The organism is Flavobacterium tistrianum (genome assembly GCF_003254545.1).
In the GTDB taxonomy this organism is placed as follows: Bacteria; Bacteroidota; Bacteroidia; order Flavobacteriales; family Flavobacteriaceae; genus Flavobacterium; species Flavobacterium tistrianum.
Genome location: NZ_QJRH01000069.1, coordinates 243553 through 266008 on the forward strand (window position 1 = coordinate 243553; position 22456 = coordinate 266008).

Consider the following 22456-nt stretch of genomic DNA (forward strand, 5'->3'; position numbering starts at 1 on the left):
TTCTATTTCTTTTCAAAAAAATAAGTATAAATCCAAGTCAGGGTAAAAGACGGAATCACATCTGTAAAAGGCAGTATCTCTTCCAAAAAAGTCAAAACCCCAGCAACTTTCCCTACTCTTCCTTTATACATTCTCGCCATAATTATTGCCGCAATAGGCGCCCATACCACATCTGAGAACTCACCCAGAAACGGAATCGAGAAAGAAATCATACCAATTCCGTCCAAAACTAATCCAATGATTAATTTTGACATTCTGTTATCTTCTACAACTTCTAAATCTTGCATAACACATTCACTTTTAAGTTAATCGAAATTAAAAATTATTCCTGAAACTCTATTATTTCTTTTCTAAATTTAATTTCCAACATTCCCATATCAATTTACGTACCGATTTTGGAATTTCACCATTGACTTTTGATATTGATATTGAGTTTTGTAATTTGATATTGATTATAATCTTCGTTTCTTTGTAAAAACAGTTTCAGTACATGATACACGCAAAAAACATACATAAATTCTACGACAAACTTGAAGTTCTAAAAGGAGTCGATCTACATATTAAAAAAGGTGAAATTGTTTCTATTGTTGGTGCTTCGGGTGCTGGTAAAACGACATTATTGCAGATTTTAGGAACTTTAGACAAACCAGACCATAATCCAGATTCATCTCTGACTATTAACGGCAAAAACGTTTTAGAGCTTCAAAACATCAAAAACGAAAGCTCTAATCAAGAAAAAGCGTTTAAAATCATTACTTGGTTAGGAGCCCTTTATTTTGTTTTATTGGCTGTATTTTTATTGTTTTTTAGAAGCAAAATAGAAAATGATATTTTCGGTTACGGCACTTGGACAGTAATCCTCACACCGACTTTACTATTATTGTTTTATTATAATCGCTACTTCAAAAAGAAAAGCAGACAAGACAAAGTTTTATCCGACTTTAGAAACTTAAATCTCGGATTCATTTTTCAATTTCATCAGCTTTTGCCTGAGTTCACAGCCTTAGAAAACGTTTGTATTCCAGCTCACATTGCAGGAAAAAAAACAGCAGAAACTGAAGAAGAAGCAAAAAAACTTCTTTCTTATCTCGGACTTTCTCATAGAATTAATCATAAACCTAGCGAACTTTCGGGCGGTGAACAGCAGCGTGTTGCGGTAGCAAGAGCCTTAATCAATAAACCCGATGTAATTTTCGCAGACGAACCTTCAGGAAATCTGGACACGCATTCTGCCGAAAACTTGCACCAATTGTTTTTTCAGCTTCGAGATGAGTTTGGACAGACTTTTGTTATTGTAACCCACAACGAAGAATTAGCAAACATGGCTGACAGAAAATTAGTTATGGTTGATGGACAGATTAGCAATTAAAATAATCAGAAGCTATTTCCTGCTGTCCGCTATATCTTTTCCTGGCTAAAGAAGCCAGAAAAAGGATGCCGCTCCCATCAGGGCTAGGGCACTCGAATACATAAGAAGATTTCATTTAAAATGAACCAAAAAGAACTCAAAGAATTTCTAGACGAAAAAGTCATTCAATATAACAATCAGGACTTTATAGAAAGTGATCCTGTTCAGATTCCGCATCTCTTTACTCAAAAAGAAGATATTGAAATTGCAGGTTTTCTTAGCGCTTCTATTGCTTGGGGAAACCGTAAAATGATTATCAAGAATTCGCATAAAATGATGGAATTAATGGGCAACACACCTTACGATTTCATCATGTCACATTCTGATGAAGATTTAGCAAGACTTGAAACATTTGTTCACAGAACTTTCAACGGAAATGATTTTGCAGGTTTTATAAAGGGTCTAAAGCATATCTACCAAAACCACAACGGACTAGAATCTGTTTTTGCTAAAAATCAAGAAAAAGACAGTCTGCAGAAAAGCATCAGCGAATTCAAAAAGATATTCTTCGAAACAGATCATTTAGCTCGAACTCAGAAACATATTTCAGATCCGTTAAACAATTCAGCAGCGAAGAGAATCAATATGTACCTTCGTTGGATGGTTCGCCAAGATGCAAAAGGTGTCGATTTAGGAATCTGGAAAAGCATTTCACCATCTGTTTTGTCTTGTCCGCTTGACGTTCATTCTGGAAATGTTGCGCGCAAACTTGGTATTCTTTCGCGAAAGCAAAACGATGCAAAAGCTTTATTAGAATTGGATACCAAATTAAGAAAAATGGATGCAAAAGATCCTGTAAAATATGATTTTGCTTTGTTTGGATTAGGAGTTTTTGAAGGTTTTTAATATTGGAAATTAAACAGTTAGAATAATAAATTATCACATGATTTTAAGAATTTGATAAACAAACCATGAATTTAACGTACATTTGCACAAAATTTAAAGCAAATGAGCACTTTCGAAAAATTTAATCTTCCAAAATCATTACAAAAAGCAGTTGACGAATTAGGATTTGTTACGCCTACTCCTATTCAAGAAAAATCTTTTTCTGTAATCATGTCTGGACGTGATATGATGGGAATTGCACAAACCGGAACCGGTAAAACATTTGCTTATTTACTGCCTCTTTTAAAGCTTTACAAATTCACTCATACCAATACGCCAAAAATTGTAATTCTTGTTCCAACACGTGAATTGGTTGTTCAAGTGGTTGAAGAAGTAGAAAAACTGACGAAATATATGTCGGTTAAAACTCTTGGAATTTATGGAGGTGTAAACATCAATACACAAAAGAAAGCTGTTTACGAAGGTGTTGACATTTTAGTTGGAACGCCTGGACGTACAATGGATTTAGCGCTTGACGCAGTTGTTCGTTTTGATGAAACACAAAAACTGGTTATCGACGAGTTTGACGAAATGCTGAATTTAGGCTTCAGACCACAGCTGACTTCGCTTTTCGCCATGATGAAAACCAAACGTCAAAATATTCTTTTCTCAGCAACGATGACAGATGAAGTTGACGATTTATTAAATGATTATTTCGATTTTCCTGAAGAAGTGACTTTAGCGCCATCAGGAACTCCTCTTGAAAAAATTACTCAGATTACTTATAATGTTCCGAATTTCAATACAAAAGTAAATCTGCTAAAACATTTATTGGAAACCGATGAAAGCATGAGCCGTATTTTGGTTTTCGTAAACAACAAAAAGATTTCAGATATGCTTTTCAATCGTATTGATGAACTTTTTGACGGACAATTTGGTGTAATTCACTCCAATAAATCTCAAAATTATCGTTTGAGTACAATGGCTGAATTTCAGGAAGGAAATCTTCGCGGTTTAATTACAACTGACGTTATGGCAAGGGGTTTGGACATTTCGAATATTACACACGTAATTAACTTCGAACTTCCAGAAGAGCCTGAATTGTACATGCACAGAATTGGTCGTACGGGTCGTGCAGATGCAACAGGAACTGCAATTAGTTTTGTTACTCCAAGAGAAGAAGAATTCAAAATTGCAACAGAACTTTTGATGGATCAAGAGCTAGATATAGCCGATTTCCCTGAAGAAGTTGAAGTTTCTGAAAAGCTTATTGAAGCTGAAAAAGACAAATTGCCAAGAAAGTTTTTATTGAAAAAACCGAAACTAGAAGGTGAAGGCGCTTTTCACGAAAAATCTAAAAAAAATCAAAAAGTCAATCTTGGAGGCCCTTCAAAAACCAAAAAGAAAACTCACGGTTCTGTCAACAGAAATATGTTGAAGACAAGAAATGAAAAGAAGAAGAAAAATAAATAATTTTTCTTAGGGACAAAGGTTCAAAGGAACAAAGTGACAAAGCCTACAAAAGGCCCAAAAGTACAGTTTTAAACCTCTGTACCTTTGAGCCTTTGCTACTTTGAGCCTTTGCCTTTGAACTAAATTTTCGTAAACAAAAGTCCCACTGGCGAACACAATTGTATTCTTCTCCCAGTATCTACAATTTTTCCTGTTGCGATATCTCTTTTAAAAATAACTATATCATTAGTATATTGATGTCCTACTAAAAGGTAATTTCCTGTTGGATCAATTGCAAAATCACGTGGACCTTTTCCTAAAGTACTTTGCTGTTCTACCAATTCTAAAGCTCCTGTTTTAGAGATTTTGTAAACTGAAATAGCATTGGCATCTACACGGTCAGTAACATATAAAAAGTTTCCATCAGGCGAAAGTTTGATTGCTGCTGCTCCAGTTCCTCCTTTAAAATCTTTTGCAAGAATGCTTGTCTCAGCAACTACTTTCAAACTTCCAGTTTTATCCCAGCTTAAAGTTGTTAAAGTTCCATCCAATTCCTGAACCAAATACACAAATTTTCCGTCTTTACTAAAAGTCAAGTGTCTTGGCCCGCTTCCTGGTTTTACATCAACACTGCCTTTTAAAGTCAGAATGTCGCTTTTTGCATTTGGATTGTATTTGTAAATAAACACTTTATCTAAACCTAAATCATTTGACAATACAAACTTTTTATCTGGAGAAAACATAACCATATGCACGTGCGCTTTTTCCTGACGTGCCGCATTTAGCCCCTTTCCTTCATGCTGAATCAACTGCTGCACTTCTGTAATGCTTCCATCAGGATTCTTTTTTAAAACCACAATGCTTCCCCCAGAATAATTGGCTACGATTACATTTTTATCATCATTTATTAAATGGCAAGGATCTGCTCCTAAAGCATCATTTTTGTTCAAAAGATTGATCTTTCCAGATTGTGAATCATAAGAAAAAGAACTTACTGTACTTTGCGTACCGTTTTCGTTTACAGCATAAATAAATTTATTATCTGCAGAAACCGATAAATAACTTGGACTTACAACACTTTCAGAAGAACTCTTCAATTTATAATCACCTGTAGAAGCATCAAATTCATACACATAGATTCCGTTGCTTTGGCAAGTATTGGTATATGTTCCAACCAATAAATTGAATTTATTCTGAGCTTTTACCGCGGTTAATGATAAAGCTGAAAATAATACAAGATATATTTTTTTCATAGTTTATTTTTATTATTTGAATTTAGCTAAAATAAGTAATAATATCTGTTTGAAGGAGCTTCTAAGTTACAAAGAAATTACAAAAGTTACATTTTTTGATATTTTTTATGCCACGCAAAACATTTTCAATTTATAATTGACAATTAACAATTCATAATTCTCCTACTTATATGGTTTAATAATTTTAATTTGTATTTTTGACCTGCATCTTCGCGAAAAACAAAACGTAGTGAAGTAAATCGAAGCCAGAATGCATTTTAAACATCCCGAAATTCTATACTTTCTGTTTTTATTGATCGTTCCAATTTTGGTTCACTTATTTCAATTAAGACGATTTAAAACTTCTTATTTCACTAATGTTCGCTTCTTAAAAGAACTTGCCATTCAGACTCGTAAGAGTTCTAAAATCAAAAAACGACTTTTATTAGCGACCCGTTTGTTATTGCTTACCTGCGCCATTATCGCCTTTGCACAGCCTTTTTTTGAAGCTGCCGACAGCAAGAACGCTTCAAATGAGATGTATATTGTATTGGACAATTCTTTTAGTATGCAGGCAAAAGGCAAAAAAGGAGAATTATTAAAAAGAGCCGTTCAGGAATTGCTTGAAAATACTCCCGAAAACACTCAATTTTCTCTTTTAACTAACACCGAAAATTTCTGGAATACAGATATAAAATCTTCTAGAAGTGCTTTACAAAACTTAAAATACAGCGCTTCTCCTTTTGATCTTTCAGCAATCTCGGCTAAAATAAAAGCTCATAAATCGGCACATAAAAAAGATATTGTCATTATCACTGATGCTGTTGGCTTGAAAGAAGCAGCTATTAAAAGTATAGATTTTGAAGAAAAACCATACTTTATTGTTCCAGAAGCAGAGCAAAAAAATAATGTTTCTATTGACAGCGTTTATATCAATCAGACTTTAGAAAACTTTTACGAAATCGGCATAAATTTATCAGCCTATGGCGAAGATTTTAAACCAGTTTCAACAGCACTTTACAATCAAAATAAACTGATCGCCAAAACTATTGTCAATTTTGACGCCAAGAAAAAGAAAATCAATTTTACCATTCCCAAAGAAGCTTTTCACGGATATGTAACAATTGAAGACAATGGATTGACTTATGACAATAAATTGTTTTTCAGTATTTCTAAAAACAAAAAAACAAACGTTATCAGTATTGGTGAACCTGAAAAAAGCAATTTCTTATCGAGAATTTATACTTCAGCAGAATTCAATTACAACAATTATCCAATCAGTTCTCTAGATTATAATAGTTTAGAAAAACAGAATACTATTATTTTAAACGAATTAATTGACATTCCACAAGCACTGCAAACGACTTTGAAAGCTTTTGTTTCTAAAGGAGGAAATCTAGTTGTGATTCCGTCTGAGAAAACATCTCTTTCGAGTTTAAATGCTTTATTGGGAAATTTTGGGAAAATTCAATTTGGGAATTTAGAGACTAACAGCAAATTAATCACTAAAATTAATTTCGATCATCCTTTATTTTCAGGCGTTTTCGAAAACAAAATAACCAATTTCCAATATCCGAAGGTAAACAGTTCGTTTGCTGTTTCGAGTTCATATCCAGCAGTTCTTTCGTTTGAAGATCAAACTGCTTTTGTAACGGCTGTTCAAAATCAGGTTTCTGGGATAACAGTTTTTACAGCGCCTATTAATAGCACAAATTCTAATTTTCAGCAATCGCCTTTAATTGTCCCATTGTTTTACAAAATTGCTCAGAACAATCAGAAAACCGGCGTAAATGCTTTGACAATAGGAAACAGTCAGCCTTATTTTGTTGATGTTTTATTGACTAAAGATGCTATTTTGGAAGTGAAAGGAACAGACGATTCGTTTATTCCGATTCAGCAGATTTTGAATAACAAAGTCAAATTAACTTTTAATGATTTCCCTGAAACAGCTGGAAACTATAGCGTTTTTGACAAAAAGGAATGGGTAGAAAACATCAGCTTTAATTACAAAAGAACCGAAAGCGATTTAAGCCAAGTAAACACAAATGTGGTTTCTGATTTCAAAACTGCCGATACAATTTCGACCATTTTCAATACGTTACAAACAGAAAGAACTGACAGCCAAATTTGGAAATGGTTTGTTATCTTTGCACTGTTATTTTTAGCATTAGAAATGGCAATTATAAAATTTGTAAAATAGGTTTCTCGTTTTCTAAAACGTCTTACCTTTTACAAAAATCATTTTACGACAAAAAAATATCTAAATATGAAACTAATCATCAAAAGCGCCAAAATTATCGACTCAAAAAGTCCGTTTCACAATCAGACCGTTGATCTTTTAATTGCAGATGGTTTAATAGAAAAAATAGGCGTTTCACTTCCAAACGATGATACAGAAGTAGTGCGATTTGATAATCTTCATGTTTCTCAAGGATGGTTTGACAGTAGCGTCTCGTTGGGCGAGCCAGGTTACGAAGACAGAGAAACTATCGCAAACGGACTGAATGTTGCTGCAAAAAGCGGTTTTACAGCAATTGGTTTACAGCCCAATTCTTTACCAATCATTGATAATCAATCTCAAGTAAGTTTTGTAAAAAATAAAGCAAACGGTTTTGCAACAGAAATTTTCCCAATCGGAGCTTTGACCAAAGCAAGTGAAGGAAAAGATATGGCAGAACTTTACGATATGAAAAATGCCGGTGCAATCGCTTTTGGAGACTACAATAAAAGCATTGATAACGCCAATATCTTGAAAATCGCTCTACAATATGTGCAAGATTTTGATGGTTTGGTAATCGCCTATTCACAAGATCCGAACATTAAAGGAAATGGTGTTGCAAATGAAGGAATTGTTTCTACAAGATTAGGTTTAAAAGGAATTCCAAACTTAGCTGAAGAACTTCAAATTTCAAGAAACTTATTTTTACTAGAATATACAGGAGGAAAACTTCATATTCCGACAATTTCTACAGCAAAATCGGTTGAATTAATTAGAGAAGCTAAAGCAAAAGGCTTAAAGGTTACTGCAAGTGTTTCCGTTCATCATTTGGTTTTAACGGATGAAAAACTGGACGGTTTTGATACTCGTTTTAAAGTGACTCCACCATTAAGAACTGAAGTTGACAGACAAGCTTTACTAAACGGAATTGCTGACGGAACTATCGACATGATTACTTCAGATCACAACCCAATTGATATTGAATTCAAAAAAATGGAATTTGATACGGCTAAAAACGGAACTATAGGTTTAGAAAGCGCTTTCGGAGCTTTATTAACCGTTTTACCTGTTGAAACGGTTGTTGCAAAACTAACAGCAGCTAAAAATGTTTTTGGTTTAGAAAACAATGTTATTCAAGAAGGAGCCAAAGCAAACCTAACTTTATTTACGACAGAAGGAAAATCAACTTTTACGAAAGAAAACATTCTTTCAAAATCTAAAAATTCTGCTTTCTTAGGAACCGAGCTTAAAGGATGTGTTTACGGAATTTTAAATCAAAATCAATTAGTTACAAAATAATAAAATGAATAATTCAGTCGAAGAAGGAAAACCAATTGCTATTACCAGTTATATTCTAATTATTGGTGTTTTAATCGCTATGAGTATGAATTCTGAAAACAAAAACAGTTTTGCTTCTTTTCATATCCGTCAATCTTTAGGATTATCCCTAACTTTTATTTCTTTCGGAGCAATCATAAGTAATTTCGATAGTTTTTTTATCACTTTCCCAATGTGGATTTGTATTTCAATTCTATGGACTTTTGGGATTTTTAATGCCATTCAAGGGCAAATGAGACCAATTCCTTTGGTTGGGGAATTGTTTCAAAAATGGTTTAAAAAGATTGGCTAATCTTTTAAATTCCTCCCGATAGTTAACGGGACCAAATTCCAACTTAAACCTTTGTCAAAGTTAAGAACTGAAAAACCGCGACTGAGACTGAGACCAAAAATTTACAATTCACAACTTACATTCACAATTAAAATATGAGTTTATCATTAGAATATAAAATAAGAGAACCAAAAGTAATTTTAGACAAAAATCCGTTATTGCTTTTATTACATGGATATGGCAGCAATGAAGCCGATTTATTCTCTTTTGCTTCTGAACTTCCAGATAATTATTACATCATTTCTGCAAGAGCCCCTTACGATTTACAATATGGCGCTTATGCTTGGTATGCCATCAACTTTGATGCAGATCAAAATAAATTTTCAGATAACGAACAAGCCAAAACTTCAAGAGATTTAATTGCAAAGTTCATTGATGAATTAGTGGCAACTTATCCAATTGATGCTAACAATGTTACTTTAATCGGATTCAGTCAGGGTTCTATTTTGAGTTATGCAACAGCACTTTCTTATCCAGAAAAAATTCAGAGAGTTGTGGCAATGAGTGGTTATTTTAATGAAGAAATCATCAAAGAAGGCTTTGAAAACAATGATTTCAAAAACTTAAAATTCTTCGCTTCCCATGGAACTGTCGATCAGGTTATTCCGATTGAATGGGCAAGAAAAACACCAGCCGCTTTAGAAAAATTAAATATCCCGCTTACTTATAAGGAATATCCTGTTGGACATGGAGTTTCTCCTCAGAATTTCTTTGATTTTAGGAATTGGTTGGCTTTGTAATTCCTTATAAAAAAGAAAGAAAAAACTTATTTTATTTTATTCTTTACAAATTATAAATTGTATTTTAGTTTTAACAAACTAAGCCTAGTTTACTAAAAGAGATTAAAAATAATTAAATACCCAAAAGTTTCTTCAAAAGGAAACTTTTGGGTATTTTTGTAACAGTAAGAGAATGAAAAAAAATTTTGATATAATTTTTCTAGAAGAAGTTTTTGATTTTTTAAGAAACTTAAAACCAAAACATTCAGAAAAAATACTTTATAACATTCGAAAATCGCAAACAAAAAACGACCCTGAACTTTTTAAAAAGTTAAACAATGAAATTTGGGAGTTTCGAACTTTATATCAAGGAAATCATTATCGATTATTAGCATTTTGGGATAAAACCAATACACAAAACGCTTTAGTAATTTCTACGCATGGCTTTATAAAAAAACAAGGCAAAGTGCCTGAGAAAGAAATATCAAAAGCGCAAAAATTAAAAATAGAATATTTTAAAGATAAAGATTAAATTCAATTTAAGAATATGAAAACATATACTTTGAATCAAGTGACAGATGAGATCGTAGGCAAACTTGGGACTCCTGCAAGAGATCAATTTGAGTATGATTTGCAAATGGATTTAATTGGAAATGCCATTAAACAAACTCGTAAAGAGCGCAATTTAACTCAAGAAGAATTAGGAAAACTTATTGGCGTTCAAAAAGCGCAAATATCTAAACTTGAAAAAAATGCTGGAAATGTAACACTAGAAACTGTTATCAAAGTTTTTACAGCACTAAAAGCTACAGTCAAATTTCAAATAGAACTAAAAGACTTAAAAATTAGTCTAGAGAAATAATTTTTATAACTAAAATACTTTCTAATGAACACCAAAAAACTTAATAATCCCGCATTAATTTTAATTGATATTCAAAAAGGTTTTCACGATGTTGCCTATTGGGGCGGAGACCGTAATAATGTTTCAGCAGAAGAAAAAGCTGGCGAACTTCTGGAAATTTGGAGAAACAAAAAACTGCCTATTTTTCATGTACAGCATTGTTCTTCAAATCCAAATTCAATTTTAAACGAAACAAATGCTGGAAATGAATTTCAAAATGTTGTAAAACCTCTCGAAGGCGAAACCGTCATCAAAAAGAATGTCAATAGTGCTTTTATTGGAACGAATTTAAAAGAGCTTCTAGATAATGCTAAAATAACGAATCTGGTAATTGTTGGTTTAACTACAGATCACTGCGTTTCTACCACAACGAGAATGGCTGGAAATTTCGGTTACAACGTTTATCTAGTTTCTGATGCAACAGCAACTTTTAATAAAAAAGGATTAAACGGAGAAGAATTCTCTGCAGAATTAATACATCAGACCGCTTTAGCAAGTTTAAATGAAGAATTTGCTCAGGTTGTAGATTCTGAGTTTATTAAAGAAATAATTTAGTATTCAGTCTCAGTGGCAGTTTTCAGTTTTGAATAGCAAAAAAAACTTTGACAAAATTCTAACTGAAAACTGAGACTGTGACTGTAAACTTTATTCTCCCGTATAAAGAATCTTACCTGCTTTTTTCAGAACATATCCTTTCCAAGGAATTAACTGCCAATCGCCGTTAACCCAAGAATCACCTTCTGATTTTCTCTCTAAAATGATGGATTCTTTTTGAGTATCTAAGAAAAGTTCTGCTTTGTTTCCGTCAAAAATTACATAGGAAACTGTCGAATACGTTTTTCCATCTTCAGCATGATTTAGTCTTGTGCTGTTTTCAAAAACTCTGATACATTCTTTTTTAAGCGCAGACCAAGTATAACCTGCTGAAGCTTTGCATCCGTGAGAATCTGAATCTCCGCCAACTACAGCTTCCTTCTTAGGTTCTTTTGGAGATGCGCTTGTATTATCTTGAGAAATCTTTTTCCCGCAAGAAATTGCACTTGCCAGAATCAAAAACAAAAATATCTTTTTCATAATCCTATTTATTTAAAGGTCAAAAAAAAATAGGATTATAAAATCCTATTTTTGATATAACCAAGTTTGATTTACTTCAAAGGTAATATTATCGTCGTTATCAACAAAGTATTTTAACAAGACTTCTCCCCATAATTCACCATTGCTGTAATCTGCAATAATCCAACGGTGGTTTAAGATTTTTACTTTATTGATGATAAATTTGTTTGGACCAATTTGATCTTGTCCCGTGTAAGGATTTCCTTTTGGATTAGAATTAAAGTCCAATAACTTTTCAGTCACAACCGGAATCAGTTTTTCATATAAAATCACTTTTCCGCCAGAAGCACTGTTATCAAAGTAATTTTGTGCATTCTCATTGTGTTCTAAAGAAAAATAATCAGCCTCTGCCAATTTATTTTTCATAAGACTAATGCTATCTCTAAGTTTCTTAGTTGTTTTATCATATCGCTCTTGACCAAATTTTACTTCTCCGCTGTAAAATGCGTATGTAAACACATTCATTAAAATGGCAAGAATAAAAAGATAAAGCATTAAGGATTTTTTCATTGTGTGTTATAATTAAATTGTAATTTCTAAATTGTCATAAGCCAAGAAAACATTTTCAGGAAGTTTTTGCTGTACTTCTTCATGAAAGCCTAAAACATGACTTATATGGGTTAAATACGCTCTTTCAGGCTTAACCAAATCAATAAAATCAAGCGCTTCTTGAAGATTAAAATGAGTGTCATGAGGTTCAACACGCAAAGCATTTACAACCAGAACTTTTATTCCTTTCAATTTTTCAACTTCAGTTTGTTCAATCGTTTTTACATCGGTTAAATAGGCAAAATCTGCTATTCTGTACCCAAAAACCTGTAAATCACCGTGCATAGCGTTTATCGGAATTGCCATTTTATCTCCAACAGCAAAAGGCGCATTGTTTTGCACTTCGATTGTTTTTACGCTTGGAGCTCCTGGATATTTATTCACAGTCTCAAAAACGTAATCAAAACGGCGTCTCAGATTATCTAAAACACGTTTATGTCCATAAATTGGAATTTCTCCTTGTCTGAAATTAAACGGACGAATATCGTCTAAACCAGCAGTGTGATCAGCATGCTCGTGGGTAAAAAGAATCGCATCGAGTTTTCGGCATCCGCATGAAAGCATCTGCTGTCTGAAATCGGGACCGCAGTCAATGACATAAGAGTGCTCGTCCCATGTTATCCAAATAGACACGCGAAGCCTTTTATCCTTAGCATCAGTGCTTTTACAAACTGGATGATCGATTCCGATAATTGGAATGCCTTGAGAAGTACCTGTACCTAAAAAATAAACCTTCAATTGAACTTAATTTTTTTACAAAAATAGGATTATTTCTCTTTCATTAAACTGCTAATTTACTAACTTTGTAACAAATCTATTTAAAACAAAATGGGTACAGAAATAAAACTCAAAGGTGACAAGGTCATCGAACAGATTCCTTCTATAAAAGACAAAGCATTACGCATTAATTTAAACGAGAATATTTACGGAACATTTGCTGAGATTGGCGCTGGACAGGAGACAGTTAGACACTTTTTCAGATCCGGAGGTTCTTCAGGAACTATTGCAAAAGCGATGTCTGCCTATGATAAAGATTTTAGTGATGCTGTTTATGGAGCTGAAAGTGACGGAAGATATGTTACCGAAGAGCGTTTAAAAAAAATGCTTACCCATGAAAGCCAGATTATTGAAGAGCGTTTAAGTCGAGAAAAACACCCTACAAAACTTTTCTTTAGTTACGCTAACACTGTTGCAACGATAGATTTTGCCAAACAGTTTAAAGGTCACGGATGGGTTGGAATTCGTTACCAAATTGAGCCAGATGAAGCTTATAACGAAATTATCCTTCATATTCGTTTTAAAGAGACAGACGCAAGATTACAACAAGAAACACTTGGTATTTTAGGAGTTAACTTAATTTACGGTGCTTTTTACAAATACAACGATCCAAAACGATTACTTCGCTACTTATACGATCACTTAGACAAAGATCAATTAGAAATCGATACCATTAACTTTTCTGGACCTCGTTTTGCCGATGTAGACAATCGTTTGATGAGTTTGCAATTGGTTAAAAACGGAATGACAGATGCCGTGATGTTTAACCCAGAGGGAAAAAACATTCTTCCGGCTGCTATCTTATACAAAAAGAACCTTTTAGCTCTAAGAGGAAGTTTCCGCCCAGTTACGAAAGTAAATATGGACATGTATGAGAAATCATTAAAAATGTTCCTTGAAGAGAATAAAGTTGAAAAAAATAATACACTGGTTATTTTTGAAATCACACTTTCGAATTTACGTTCGGATGGTGAAATCGATGAACGCGACTTTATGGACAGAGCAGAATTGCTTTGTTCTCTTGGACAAACGGTTATGATTTCGAATTTCCAAGAATATTATAAAGTTGTTGAATATTTCGCAAATTATACCAAAGCCCGTATGGGATTGGCAATGGGCGTAAACAACCTTGTTGATATTTTTGATGAGAAATACTATCGCCACTTAAGCGGAGGAATCTTAGAAGCATTTGGAAAATTATTCTATCGCGATATGAAAGTTTTCTTGTATCCGATGCTGGATGAAAATGGGGAATTGATGAACTCAAACAACTTAAAAGTTCACCCAAGAATGAAAGAATTGTACAAATTCTTTAAATTCAACGGAAAAGTAGTTGACATTGAAGATTATGATCCAAATATTCTAGATGTTTTCTCTAGAGAAGTTTTAAAAATGATCAATCAAGGCAAAACGGGTTGGGAACCAATGCTTCCTCCTGGTATTCCAGAAATCATCAAAGAACATCACCTTTTTGGATATCATCCGCAGAAAGAATTAGAACAAAATACATAATAAAAAGTCCCTTTGATGGGACTTTTTATTTGTTTTAGGTTTTCTTTGTTTCAGGTCTCAAGTTATTGTTGGAGCGGATATTTTTTTTAACGCAAAGCACGCTAAGTTTTCGTGTCTCCGTTTACGCTAAAAATGCAAAGTTCGCAAAGCTTAATCTATATAAAGCTTTGCGAACTTTGCGCATATCTTAGCGTGCTTTGCGGTTAAAATACAAGTCCCAACAGGCAACTTGAAACCTGAAACCGGAAACAAAAAACGCTATTTCAAAATCTGAGAAGCATGTTCTTTTGTTTTTACTTTCTCGATTACTTCTTCTATGATTCCTTTTTCGTTGATTATGAAAGTAGTTCTATGAATTCCGTCATATTCTCTTCCCATGAATTTCTTTGGTCCCCAAACTCCAAAAGCATTAATAACCGATTTGTCTTCGTCTGCGATTAATGGGAAAGGCAATTCGTATTTCTCTTTAAACTTAATTTGTGCTTTTGCACTGTCTGCACTTACTCCAAGAAGCTCATAATTATTGGCTTGAAAACGGTGAAAATTATCTCTTAAATCACAAGCTTCTGCTGTACATCCTGGAGTACTAGCTTTCGGATAAAAGAACACTACTAGTTTTTTTCCAGCGTAATCTGCCAGTTTATGCGTTTTTCCGTCTTGGTCTATTCCTGAAAAATTGGGCGCTTTATCTCCTGCTTTTAATGTTGTCATATCTTTTTATTTTAGATTGTTGATTTTAGATTTTAGATTCTGGATTGCTGATTTCAGATTATTCACAAAGATAACTTTTAACTCACAACTCTTAACCCATTAACTTATAATTCATAACTTATAATCATAACTTTTTTCATGCCCCAGATTGCAGTGAAAACCCCGGAATTATGATAGCTTACATTTTTTGTATTTAAAAAGCGACCAACGGAAGCTCTTTTAAATACTTAAAAATGTTGCTAGCATAATGAGGAGTTGAAACGGAAAGCTGAATTAGGCACATCATTAAAATTATACTATTTTTACGGAATTAAAAATACGGAAATGAATAAAGAAGCTCGCGTACAATTTGTTATCGACACCTTAAAAGAACTCTACCCTACTATACCTGTTCCGCTTGACCATAAAGATCCTTATACGCTTTTGATTGCGGTTTTACTTTCTGCTCAATGCACTGATGTTCGAGTGAATCAGATTACGCCTCTTTTGTTCGCAAAGGCAGACAATCCGTATGATATGGTGAAGATGTCTATTGAGGAAATCAAAGAAATTATTCGTCCGTGTGGCTTATCACCAATGAAATCGAAAGGGATTCATGGGTTATCTGAAATTTTGATTGAAAAGCATAATGGCGAGGTTCCGCAAAGTTTTGAAGCGCTTGAGGCTTTACCAGCGGTTGGACATAAAACGGCAAGTGTAGTAATGTCACAAGCCTTTGGCGTTCCTGCTTTTCCTGTTGACACACATATTCACAGATTGATGTACAGATGGAATTTGTCTAACGGAAAGAATGTAGCACAAACTGAGAAAGATGCCAAAAGATTATTCCCGAGAGAATTATGGAACGACTTGCATTTGCAGATTATTTGGTACGGCAGAGAATATTCTCCAGCACGCGGATGGAATCTAGAAAAAGATATTATAACAAAAACTGTTGGTAAAAAATCTCTTATTGAAGAATTAGAAAAAACAGTTTCAAAAAAATAAAGCACAAAGATTAAAGATCTTTGTGCTTTAATGTGCCAATTAGAAAATTAGACAATTGTTCAGAATGTGTAGAAATTTTCTAATTATCAAATTTTCTCATTACCTAATTCATTCACATTCCAGCTTTTAGAGCATTATATTCCGCATTCATATCAAGCGATCTATAAACACCTAGCAATGTTTTTGTTGCATCTGGATTTTTCGGTTCAAGCGTAAGCACTTTTTTCAAGTACGGAATCGCACTTCTTGTAATATCATCTTTTCTGGCATTCAGCTTATCGTACTTTTGCATTTCTGCTGGAGTAGTCCCTAATGAAGATATTTCATCAGCCAAATCTTTCTTTATTTGCAGTTTCAAATAAGCCAAATTAATATAGGCATCTACGTAATTTGGATTCAATTCTAAAACATAATTATATACCGTTTCAGCCTTTGAATACTCTTTTCTTTCTAGGTATGCATAAGCAAGATTATTGTTTACTTCTATTTTTTTAGAAGGCACAGATTCTGTTCTTGGTTTTTCATAAAATCCTTGCTGAATTGCTGATTCTCTAGCTTTTGGAGAAACAAAGGCATCTTCTTCTTTTGTTTTCTTATTTGTAGCATAATACAGAACTCCTTTTCCAGAAAAATTAATCTTTTTCAAGAGTTCATAATAAGTAACGGCTGAGTTGAAATCTTTTGCATTTATAGACGAAGATGCAGCATTATACAGATTGATAGTATCTTTCTTATCGAATAAATACACTTTATAACTTTTCTCGGCACTTTCTTTAAATTTTCCGGCATTAAAATCTGCCATTGCACCATTTACAAGACTGGCTTTCATGTCTTTTAAAGCCATATTAGCTTTAATAGTCCATTTAAATTTTCCTGATTCGTTCTCATACAAGAATACGTCTTGGTATGATTGAGATGCCAAGGTAAAATTATTAGCTGCATCTACATTTTTTACAGCTAAATCTTTCAGTACATTTCCTTTTAAATAGTAGTAATCAGATTTATCTTCATCGGATGCGTTAAGAATAAGGTATTCGGTTTTGGTTAAAATTGCCAAAGCTTCTTGGCTATTTCCTTTATCAAACAAAGACTGTGCTTCTTTAATTTTGTCTTTCTGAGCAAATGCGCCAATACTTATAAGTAATAAGCATGACAACACTTTAATGTTATCTTTCATTTTGCGGTTAAGTTTTGGTGATTAAATGATTTTCTTAATTTGTTTTGAGGTACAGTAAAAAGACAATTAAACTGGTTTGAAAATTATCTTTATTACTATTTCATGAGTAACATCTGCTGGTCCAAATAGTCTCTCAAAAAATCAAATGACATCAAACTTAACAAAATAATGCAGGGTAGTTTTTCTTCATAAACAATCTGTTTTGGGGTTAATTATTTAATTCTTAGTATTTTGTTTTCCTAATTCTTTCACTCAAACTATTTCATCAATGCGAATAACACTTCACAAAAGCATTTTTACTGAACAAAAAAATAGTTTTTTAACTAAAATAGAATTAAAAACCAAACAAACCCATAAAATCTAGTCAAAATATTAAATTTTAACAAATCAGAAGAAAAATGCTGTAAAAACCTTATATTTTTTTCACAGGAAAATCTAAACAGAAAAAACTCACTACTTGTATATAATATACAAACAGTGAGTTCTTAAACCAAAACGACCATTTGGTTTATTTTTTTTATAAACATCCGACGGGAGGCAGTGGGCTGTTTAGTTAGCTATAATCTCAAAATTTTTATCATCAATCTTAACAACAGTCAAGGCTTTTGAGTAATTCAATAAAAAAGAAACGACTTCTTTTTTAGGTTTAAGATTTTTAGAAGCTATTGCTTTTTTTGAGTAAATTTTCCCCATACTATCAAAAATGTTTTATACTAGTATAACGGGCTAATTATCAAAATAGTATTAGTTGGTTAAAATAATTTGATGTTTATCTATAATTTTTCTCAAATTCATCAGTGCATAACGCATTCTTCCAAGTGCTGTGTTGATGCTTACGCCAGTTATTTCTGAGATTTCTTTAAAACTCATATCCTGATACATACGCATTACAAGTACCTCTTTTTGATCTTCCGGAAGTTCTTCGATTAGCTTTTTTAAATCAAGTTCTACCTGATCTACAATCATTTTACCTTCAATTGTAAGCGCGTCGTCTGACATAATAGAGAAGATAGAAAACTCTTCTGTTTCTCTATACATTGGCATTTTCTTGGTTTTACGAAAATGATCAACTATTAAGTTATGAGAAATACGCATTACCCAAGGCAAAAATTTACCTTCCTCGTTGTAGGAGTTGCTTTTTAAAGTTTTAATTACTTTAATAAATGTGTCTTGAAAAATATCATTTGAAATATCTCTATCAGCTATCTTAGAATATATAAATCCATATATCTTAGATTCGTGCCTTTTTATTAATGTTGCCAGAGCAGCTTCGCTACCGTCAACATAATTTTTTACTAATAGAGCATCTGGAGTATGCAGATCAGCCATAATAACTACTTTTTTAGTTTTATTTTAAAATTTGGAGTATTTTCTAAAAAGTAGTTTTTTTATATAGGCGTATCTTTTTTGGTTATGTTAATATTTTGACCAAATTTAACAAATTTTACTTTTAAAAAGCAAATAAAATCATTAATTATTGTTAGTAAAACTTTTATTAATATATAATAAATATAAATTTTACGTAAAAAGAGCTAAAGATCCGTAAAACAAAAGCTCTCAAAAAATGTTAAAAAACAAACATAACCACCTTACAATTAGTAAGATAAAGTTTAATGTTTGCATCAAATCTAAATTTAAATTACAATTTTTCCCGAAATAAATCGACAAATTCTCGATAATTTTCTAAAAAAGACTTCAAACTGCATCTTTTGGTATTCTAAAAGCAGATTTTTCAAGTAAAAAGAGATTGGTCAGAAAGTATCCTAATTATGATAAAATAGTTATGATTCGGAACTAAATCCTTAACTAAATCCAATTCAAAATTGATTACTTTTGTAAAAATTGACTTTTTTATGCAAATTGACCTTTCTAAAATAGATCCAAAATCAAATATTATAATTAAAGGAGCACAGGTACATAACTTGAAAAATGTAGATGTGGTTATTCCGAGAAATAAACTGGTTGTTATTACAGGTCTTTCAGGATCAGGAAAATCGAGTTTAGCTTTTGATACTTTATATGCCGAAGGACAAAGACGTTATGTAGAAAGTTTGTCGTCTTATGCACGTCAGTTCTTGGGGCGTTTAGACAAACCGAAAGTAGAATATATTAAAGGCATTGCTCCTGCAATTGCAATTGAGCAAAAAGTAAATACAACCAATGCCCGTTCTACTGTTGGAACTTCTACAGAGATTTACGATTACATCAAACTTTTGTTTGCCAGAATTGGGCGCACATACTCTCCTATTTCTGGACAAGAAGTTAAAAAAAATACGGTTACAGATGTTATTTCTGATGTCAAGAGCCTTCCTCTAGACAGCAGATGGCTTCTCCTTGCTCCTATTCATTTAGAAGAAGGAAGACAGCTTGAAGACAAACTAAAAGTGCTCTTACAGCAAGGTTTTGCCCGTATTTTGGTTGATAACGAAATGGTTCGTTTAGATGAATTTTCGGCTTCAGATTTACATCAATTTGACAATAAAGACATTTTACTGATTATTGACCGTATTGTAGTTAAGGAAGAAGAAGAATTTTACAATCGTTTGGCCGATGCTGTGCAAACTGCTTTTTTTGAAGGAAAAGGAATTTGTTTTCTTCAGGAACTAAACGGAGAAAAGAGATTTTCGTATTCCAATAATTTTGAGCTTGACGGAATGACTTTTCTAGAGCCAAATGTTCATTTATTCAGTTTCAATAATCCTTACGGAGCTTGTCCAGTTTGTGAAGGTTATGGAAATATCATAGGAATTGATGCCGATTTGGTTGTTCCAAATACCGCATTGTCAATTTACGAAAGTGCCATTTATCCGTGGCGCGGCGAAAGCATGAGCTGGTATAAAGATGAATTGATAAAACATGCTTATAAATTTGATTTCCCAATTCACAAACCGTATTTTCAATTAACTGAAGAGCAAAAAGATTTAATCTGGACTGGAAATCAATATTTTCAAGGATTGAATGATTTCTTCAGAGAATTAGAAGAAAAAAATTATAAGATTCAAAACCGTGTAATGCTTTCTCGCTATCGCGGAAAAACAAAATGTCACGCTTGTAAAGGCAAACGCTTGCGCGAAGAAGCCTCTTACGTAAAAATCAACGGAAAAACAGTTTCTGATTTGGTTGATTTACCAATCAAACATTTGGTTACTTTCTTCAAAAACATCGAATTAAACCAATACGAGCAGCAGATTGCTAAACGATTAATGATAGAGATTAACAATCGTTTATCTTTTTTATCTGAGGTTGGATTAGATTATCTTACACTGAATAGAAATTCTGCGACTCTTTCTGGAGGAGAATCACAGCGAATTAACCTAGCAACTTCTCTTGGAAGCAGCTTGGTTGGATCTATGTATATTCTTGATGAACCAAGTATTGGTTTGCATCCTAAAGATTCTGAAAGATTAATCAAAGTACTCCTTTCTCTTCGTGATCTTGGCAACACTGTAATTGTGGTTGAACATGATGAAGACATTATGAAGGCTGCCGACATGATTATTGACATTGGTCCAGAAGCTGGAACTTTTGGAGGGAAATTGGTCGCTCAAGGAACTTATGATGAAATTTTAAAGTCAGATTCTCTGACAGCAAAATATTTAAATGGTGACTTAGAAATCTCTGTTCCGAAAAAAAGAAGAAAATTCAAAAATCATATTGATATCATCGGCGCACGCGAAAACAACTTAAAAAATATAAATGTTACTTTCCCTTTAGATGTTCTAACTGTTGTTACAGGCGTTTCTGGAAGCGGAAAAAGTACATTGATTAAGAAAATTTTGTTTCCTGCCGTACAGAAAAAATTAGAAAGCGCTGCCGAAAAAGCAGGGCAATTTACAGAGATTTCAGGATCTTTTTCCCACATTAAACATATTGAATATGTAGATCAAAATCCGATTGGTAGAAGCTCTCGATCAAATCCTGTGACGTATATCAAAGCTTACGATGATATTCGCGATTTGTATGCCAAAGAAAAACTATCAAAAATAAGAGGTTATCAGGCCAAACATTTCTCTTTTAATGTTGACGGTGGTCGATGCGAAACTTGTAAAGGAGAAGGCTCTATAAATGTCGAAATGGTTTTTATGGCCGATGTTTCTCTACCATGCGAAACCTGTGGAGGAAAAAGATTCAAGAAAGAGATTTTAGAAGTTACTTTTGACAATCAAAACATCAACGACATTCTTACCATGACGATTGATGATGCGATTGCTTTTTTCGAGAAAAATAAGCAGTCTAAAATCACTCAAAAATTACAGCCTCTGCAAGATGTTGGTTTAGGATATGTTCAATTAGGGCAATCTTCTTCTACTCTTTCTGGCGGAGAGGCACAGCGTATTAAATTGGCTTCTTTTCTGGTAAAAGGCGCAACGAAAGAAAAAGCGTTATTCGTTTTTGATGAACCTACAACTGGTCTTCATTTTCATGACATTAAAAAACTTTTGGCTTCGTTTGATGCTTTAATAGAAAAAGGGCATTCGATAATTGTAATCGAACATAATCTGGATCTAATTAAATGTGCCGATTGGATACTTGACTTAGGGCCTGAAGGTGGAGAAAACGGTGGTCATTTATTGGCATCTGGAACTCCAGAAGGCATTGTAAAAGTAAAAGAATCTGTAACGGGAGTTTACTTAAAAGATAAATTATAACATCTAGCCCTTTTTAAATAACAAAGCCATAAATACAATTGATTAGTTTGTATTTATGGCTTTATATTTTATTTCTCTTTTTTTAATGTTCTTAAGCTACTAAACATCTTTCTTCAAAAGGAAGACCATCTTCATCAATAGCTACTAAAATCTTTTTCTGTTTTGAAGCCTCAAAAGTGAGATAAAGCCACGCAAATGACCACAAACCTAGAGTTAAACAGAAAATCATAAAATTTAAACTGTGATTTACCACTTTTCCGCCTTTAGATAAGACTGCAAAAAGAAGCTCATCATTCCTTTCTTCTAAAGTAAATCCGTTATGAACCTTGTTTGATATCATATTAGAAAATACTTGCATGCTTTGTTCATGGCTGAGATGATTGTACTTCATAATTACTAATCTACAATTAATTCTGGTTACACTTTTATTCGTAATTTCCTGCAAAAATATTTAATTCTAAAAAATAAAAAAACACTTACATTTAATCGTTTTGTTAGAAAAAAAACTACGTTTTGAGCAAAGTACTGCTAAACTTTCATGATAAAGTTAATTTTTA

General features: G+C 33.0%; 22 protein-coding genes and 2 pseudogenes. 14 read left to right on the top strand and 10 right to left on the bottom strand.

Annotation, left to right across the window (positions count from 1 at the left end; all coding sequences use genetic code 11):
- Positions 1 to 2 precede the first annotated feature (2 nt).
- On the bottom strand, positions 3 to 287 hold the full coding sequence (locus DMB71_RS13090) for a hypothetical protein (protein WP_111366777.1): 285 nt from the start codon (positions 285 to 287) through the stop codon (positions 3 to 5).
- A gap of 203 nt (positions 288 to 490) precedes the next feature.
- Here DMB71_RS13090 and DMB71_RS22265 point away from each other — a divergent pair.
- The 4 genes and pseudogenes from DMB71_RS22265 to DMB71_RS13105 form a co-directional block, all read left to right on the top strand.
- Positions 491 to 703 (top strand): annotated as a pseudogene (locus tag DMB71_RS22265) (ATP-binding cassette domain-containing protein); the annotation flags it as partial.
- Positions 704 to 919: 216 nt separating this feature from the next.
- A pseudogene (locus DMB71_RS22270) lies at positions 920 to 1369 on the top strand (ABC transporter ATP-binding protein); the annotation flags it as partial.
- Positions 1370 to 1489: 120 nt separating this feature from the next.
- On the top strand, positions 1490 to 2254 hold the full coding sequence (locus DMB71_RS13100; RefSeq protein WP_111366781.1) for a TIGR02757 family protein: 765 nt from the start codon (positions 1490 to 1492) through the stop codon (positions 2252 to 2254).
- A gap of 102 nt (positions 2255 to 2356) precedes the next feature.
- The gene (locus tag DMB71_RS13105) at positions 2357 to 3706 is read left to right on the top strand and encodes a DEAD/DEAH box helicase (protein WP_111366783.1); all 1350 of its coding nucleotides are present in this window, start codon (positions 2357 to 2359) and stop codon (positions 3704 to 3706) included.
- Positions 3707 to 3825: 119 nt separating this feature from the next.
- Here the strand turns inward: DMB71_RS13105 and DMB71_RS13110 are convergent, their stop codons facing one another.
- Positions 3826 to 4938, bottom strand: a complete 1113-nt coding sequence (locus DMB71_RS13110; RefSeq protein ID WP_111366785.1) for a lactonase family protein — start codon at positions 4936 to 4938, stop codon at positions 3826 to 3828.
- 250 nt (positions 4939 to 5188) lie between these two features.
- On the opposite strand from DMB71_RS13110, the gene DMB71_RS13115 reads away from it, so the two are divergent.
- The 7 genes from DMB71_RS13115 (at position 5189) to DMB71_RS13145 (ending at position 10979) form a co-directional block, all read left to right on the top strand.
- Entirely contained in the window at positions 5189 to 7117 is a 1929-nt protein-coding gene (locus tag DMB71_RS13115; RefSeq protein WP_111366787.1) for a BatA domain-containing protein, read from the top strand.
- 66 nt (positions 7118 to 7183) lie between these two features.
- Positions 7184 to 8434, top strand: a complete 1251-nt coding sequence (locus DMB71_RS13120) for a dihydroorotase (protein ID WP_111366789.1) — start codon at positions 7184 to 7186, stop codon at positions 8432 to 8434.
- A gap of 4 nt (positions 8435 to 8438) precedes the next feature.
- Positions 8439 to 8765: a hypothetical protein gene (locus DMB71_RS13125; protein WP_111366791.1), complete on the top strand. Its 327-nt coding sequence runs from the start codon at positions 8439 to 8441 to the stop codon at positions 8763 to 8765.
- Between the two features lie 134 nt (positions 8766 to 8899).
- Positions 8900 to 9544 (top strand): alpha/beta hydrolase, encoded by a 645-nt coding sequence (locus DMB71_RS13130; RefSeq protein ID WP_111366792.1) that lies wholly within the window; start codon positions 8900 to 8902, stop codon positions 9542 to 9544.
- Between the two features lie 172 nt (positions 9545 to 9716).
- Complete coding sequence (locus tag DMB71_RS13135) at positions 9717 to 10055, top strand: type II toxin-antitoxin system RelE/ParE family toxin (RefSeq protein WP_111366793.1); 339 nt, start codon at positions 9717 to 9719, stop codon at positions 10053 to 10055.
- A 15-nt stretch (positions 10056 to 10070) separates the two neighbouring features.
- Entirely contained in the window at positions 10071 to 10385 is a 315-nt protein-coding gene (locus tag DMB71_RS13140; protein ID WP_111366794.1) for a helix-turn-helix transcriptional regulator, read from the top strand.
- Between the two features lie 24 nt (positions 10386 to 10409).
- Positions 10410 to 10979, top strand: coding sequence for a cysteine hydrolase family protein (locus DMB71_RS13145; protein ID WP_111366795.1), 570 nt, complete (start codon positions 10410 to 10412; stop codon positions 10977 to 10979).
- Between the two features lie 90 nt (positions 10980 to 11069).
- On the opposite strand, the gene DMB71_RS13150 is transcribed toward DMB71_RS13145, so the two are convergent.
- The 3 genes from DMB71_RS13150 to DMB71_RS13160 are packed head-to-tail and all read right to left on the bottom strand — an operon-like array spanning position 11070 to position 12824.
- Positions 11070 to 11498, bottom strand: coding sequence for a hypothetical protein (locus DMB71_RS13150; protein WP_239452967.1), 429 nt, complete (start codon positions 11496 to 11498; stop codon positions 11070 to 11072).
- Between the two features lie 45 nt (positions 11499 to 11543).
- A complete protein-coding gene (locus tag DMB71_RS13155; RefSeq protein ID WP_111366796.1) occupies positions 11544 to 12047 on the bottom strand; it encodes a hypothetical protein in 504 nt (167 codons plus the stop codon).
- 12 nt (positions 12048 to 12059) lie between these two features.
- Complete coding sequence (locus DMB71_RS13160; protein WP_111366797.1) at positions 12060 to 12824, bottom strand: MBL fold metallo-hydrolase; 765 nt, start codon at positions 12822 to 12824, stop codon at positions 12060 to 12062.
- A gap of 90 nt (positions 12825 to 12914) precedes the next feature.
- Between DMB71_RS13160 and DMB71_RS13165 the strand changes: the two genes are divergently transcribed.
- Positions 12915 to 14375: a TonB-dependent receptor gene (locus tag DMB71_RS13165; RefSeq protein ID WP_111366798.1), complete on the top strand. Its 1461-nt coding sequence runs from the start codon at positions 12915 to 12917 to the stop codon at positions 14373 to 14375.
- A 258-nt stretch (positions 14376 to 14633) separates the two neighbouring features.
- On the opposite strand, the gene bcp is transcribed toward DMB71_RS13165, so the two are convergent.
- A complete protein-coding gene (gene bcp, locus DMB71_RS13170) occupies positions 14634 to 15086 on the bottom strand; it encodes a thioredoxin-dependent thiol peroxidase (protein WP_111366800.1) in 453 nt (150 codons plus the stop codon).
- Between the two features lie 324 nt (positions 15087 to 15410).
- On the opposite strand from bcp, the gene DMB71_RS13175 reads away from it, so the two are divergent.
- Positions 15411 to 16073, top strand: coding sequence for an endonuclease III domain-containing protein (locus tag DMB71_RS13175; protein ID WP_111366968.1), 663 nt, complete (start codon positions 15411 to 15413; stop codon positions 16071 to 16073).
- A gap of 112 nt (positions 16074 to 16185) precedes the next feature.
- Here the strand turns inward: DMB71_RS13175 and DMB71_RS13180 are convergent, their stop codons facing one another.
- The 3 genes from DMB71_RS13180 to DMB71_RS13185 form a co-directional block, all read right to left on the bottom strand.
- Positions 16186 to 17250, bottom strand: coding sequence for a tetratricopeptide repeat protein (locus DMB71_RS13180; protein ID WP_111366802.1), 1065 nt, complete (start codon positions 17248 to 17250; stop codon positions 16186 to 16188).
- Between the two features lie 549 nt (positions 17251 to 17799).
- The gene (locus DMB71_RS22095; RefSeq protein WP_204251791.1) at positions 17800 to 17943 is read right to left on the bottom strand and encodes a hypothetical protein; all 144 of its coding nucleotides are present in this window, start codon (positions 17941 to 17943) and stop codon (positions 17800 to 17802) included.
- A gap of 51 nt (positions 17944 to 17994) precedes the next feature.
- Entirely contained in the window at positions 17995 to 18579 is a 585-nt protein-coding gene (locus DMB71_RS13185) for an RNA polymerase sigma factor (protein WP_111366804.1), read from the bottom strand.
- A gap of 524 nt (positions 18580 to 19103) precedes the next feature.
- Between DMB71_RS13185 and uvrA the strand changes: the two genes are divergently transcribed.
- The gene (gene uvrA, locus DMB71_RS13190) at positions 19104 to 21899 is read left to right on the top strand and encodes an excinuclease ABC subunit UvrA (protein WP_111366806.1); all 2796 of its coding nucleotides are present in this window, start codon (positions 19104 to 19106) and stop codon (positions 21897 to 21899) included.
- Positions 21900 to 21990: 91 nt separating this feature from the next.
- Here uvrA and DMB71_RS13195 read toward each other — a convergent pair whose 3' ends face one another.
- A complete protein-coding gene (locus tag DMB71_RS13195) occupies positions 21991 to 22239 on the bottom strand; it encodes a hypothetical protein (protein WP_236940403.1) in 249 nt (82 codons plus the stop codon).
- Positions 22240 to 22456: the final 217 nt, after the last annotated feature.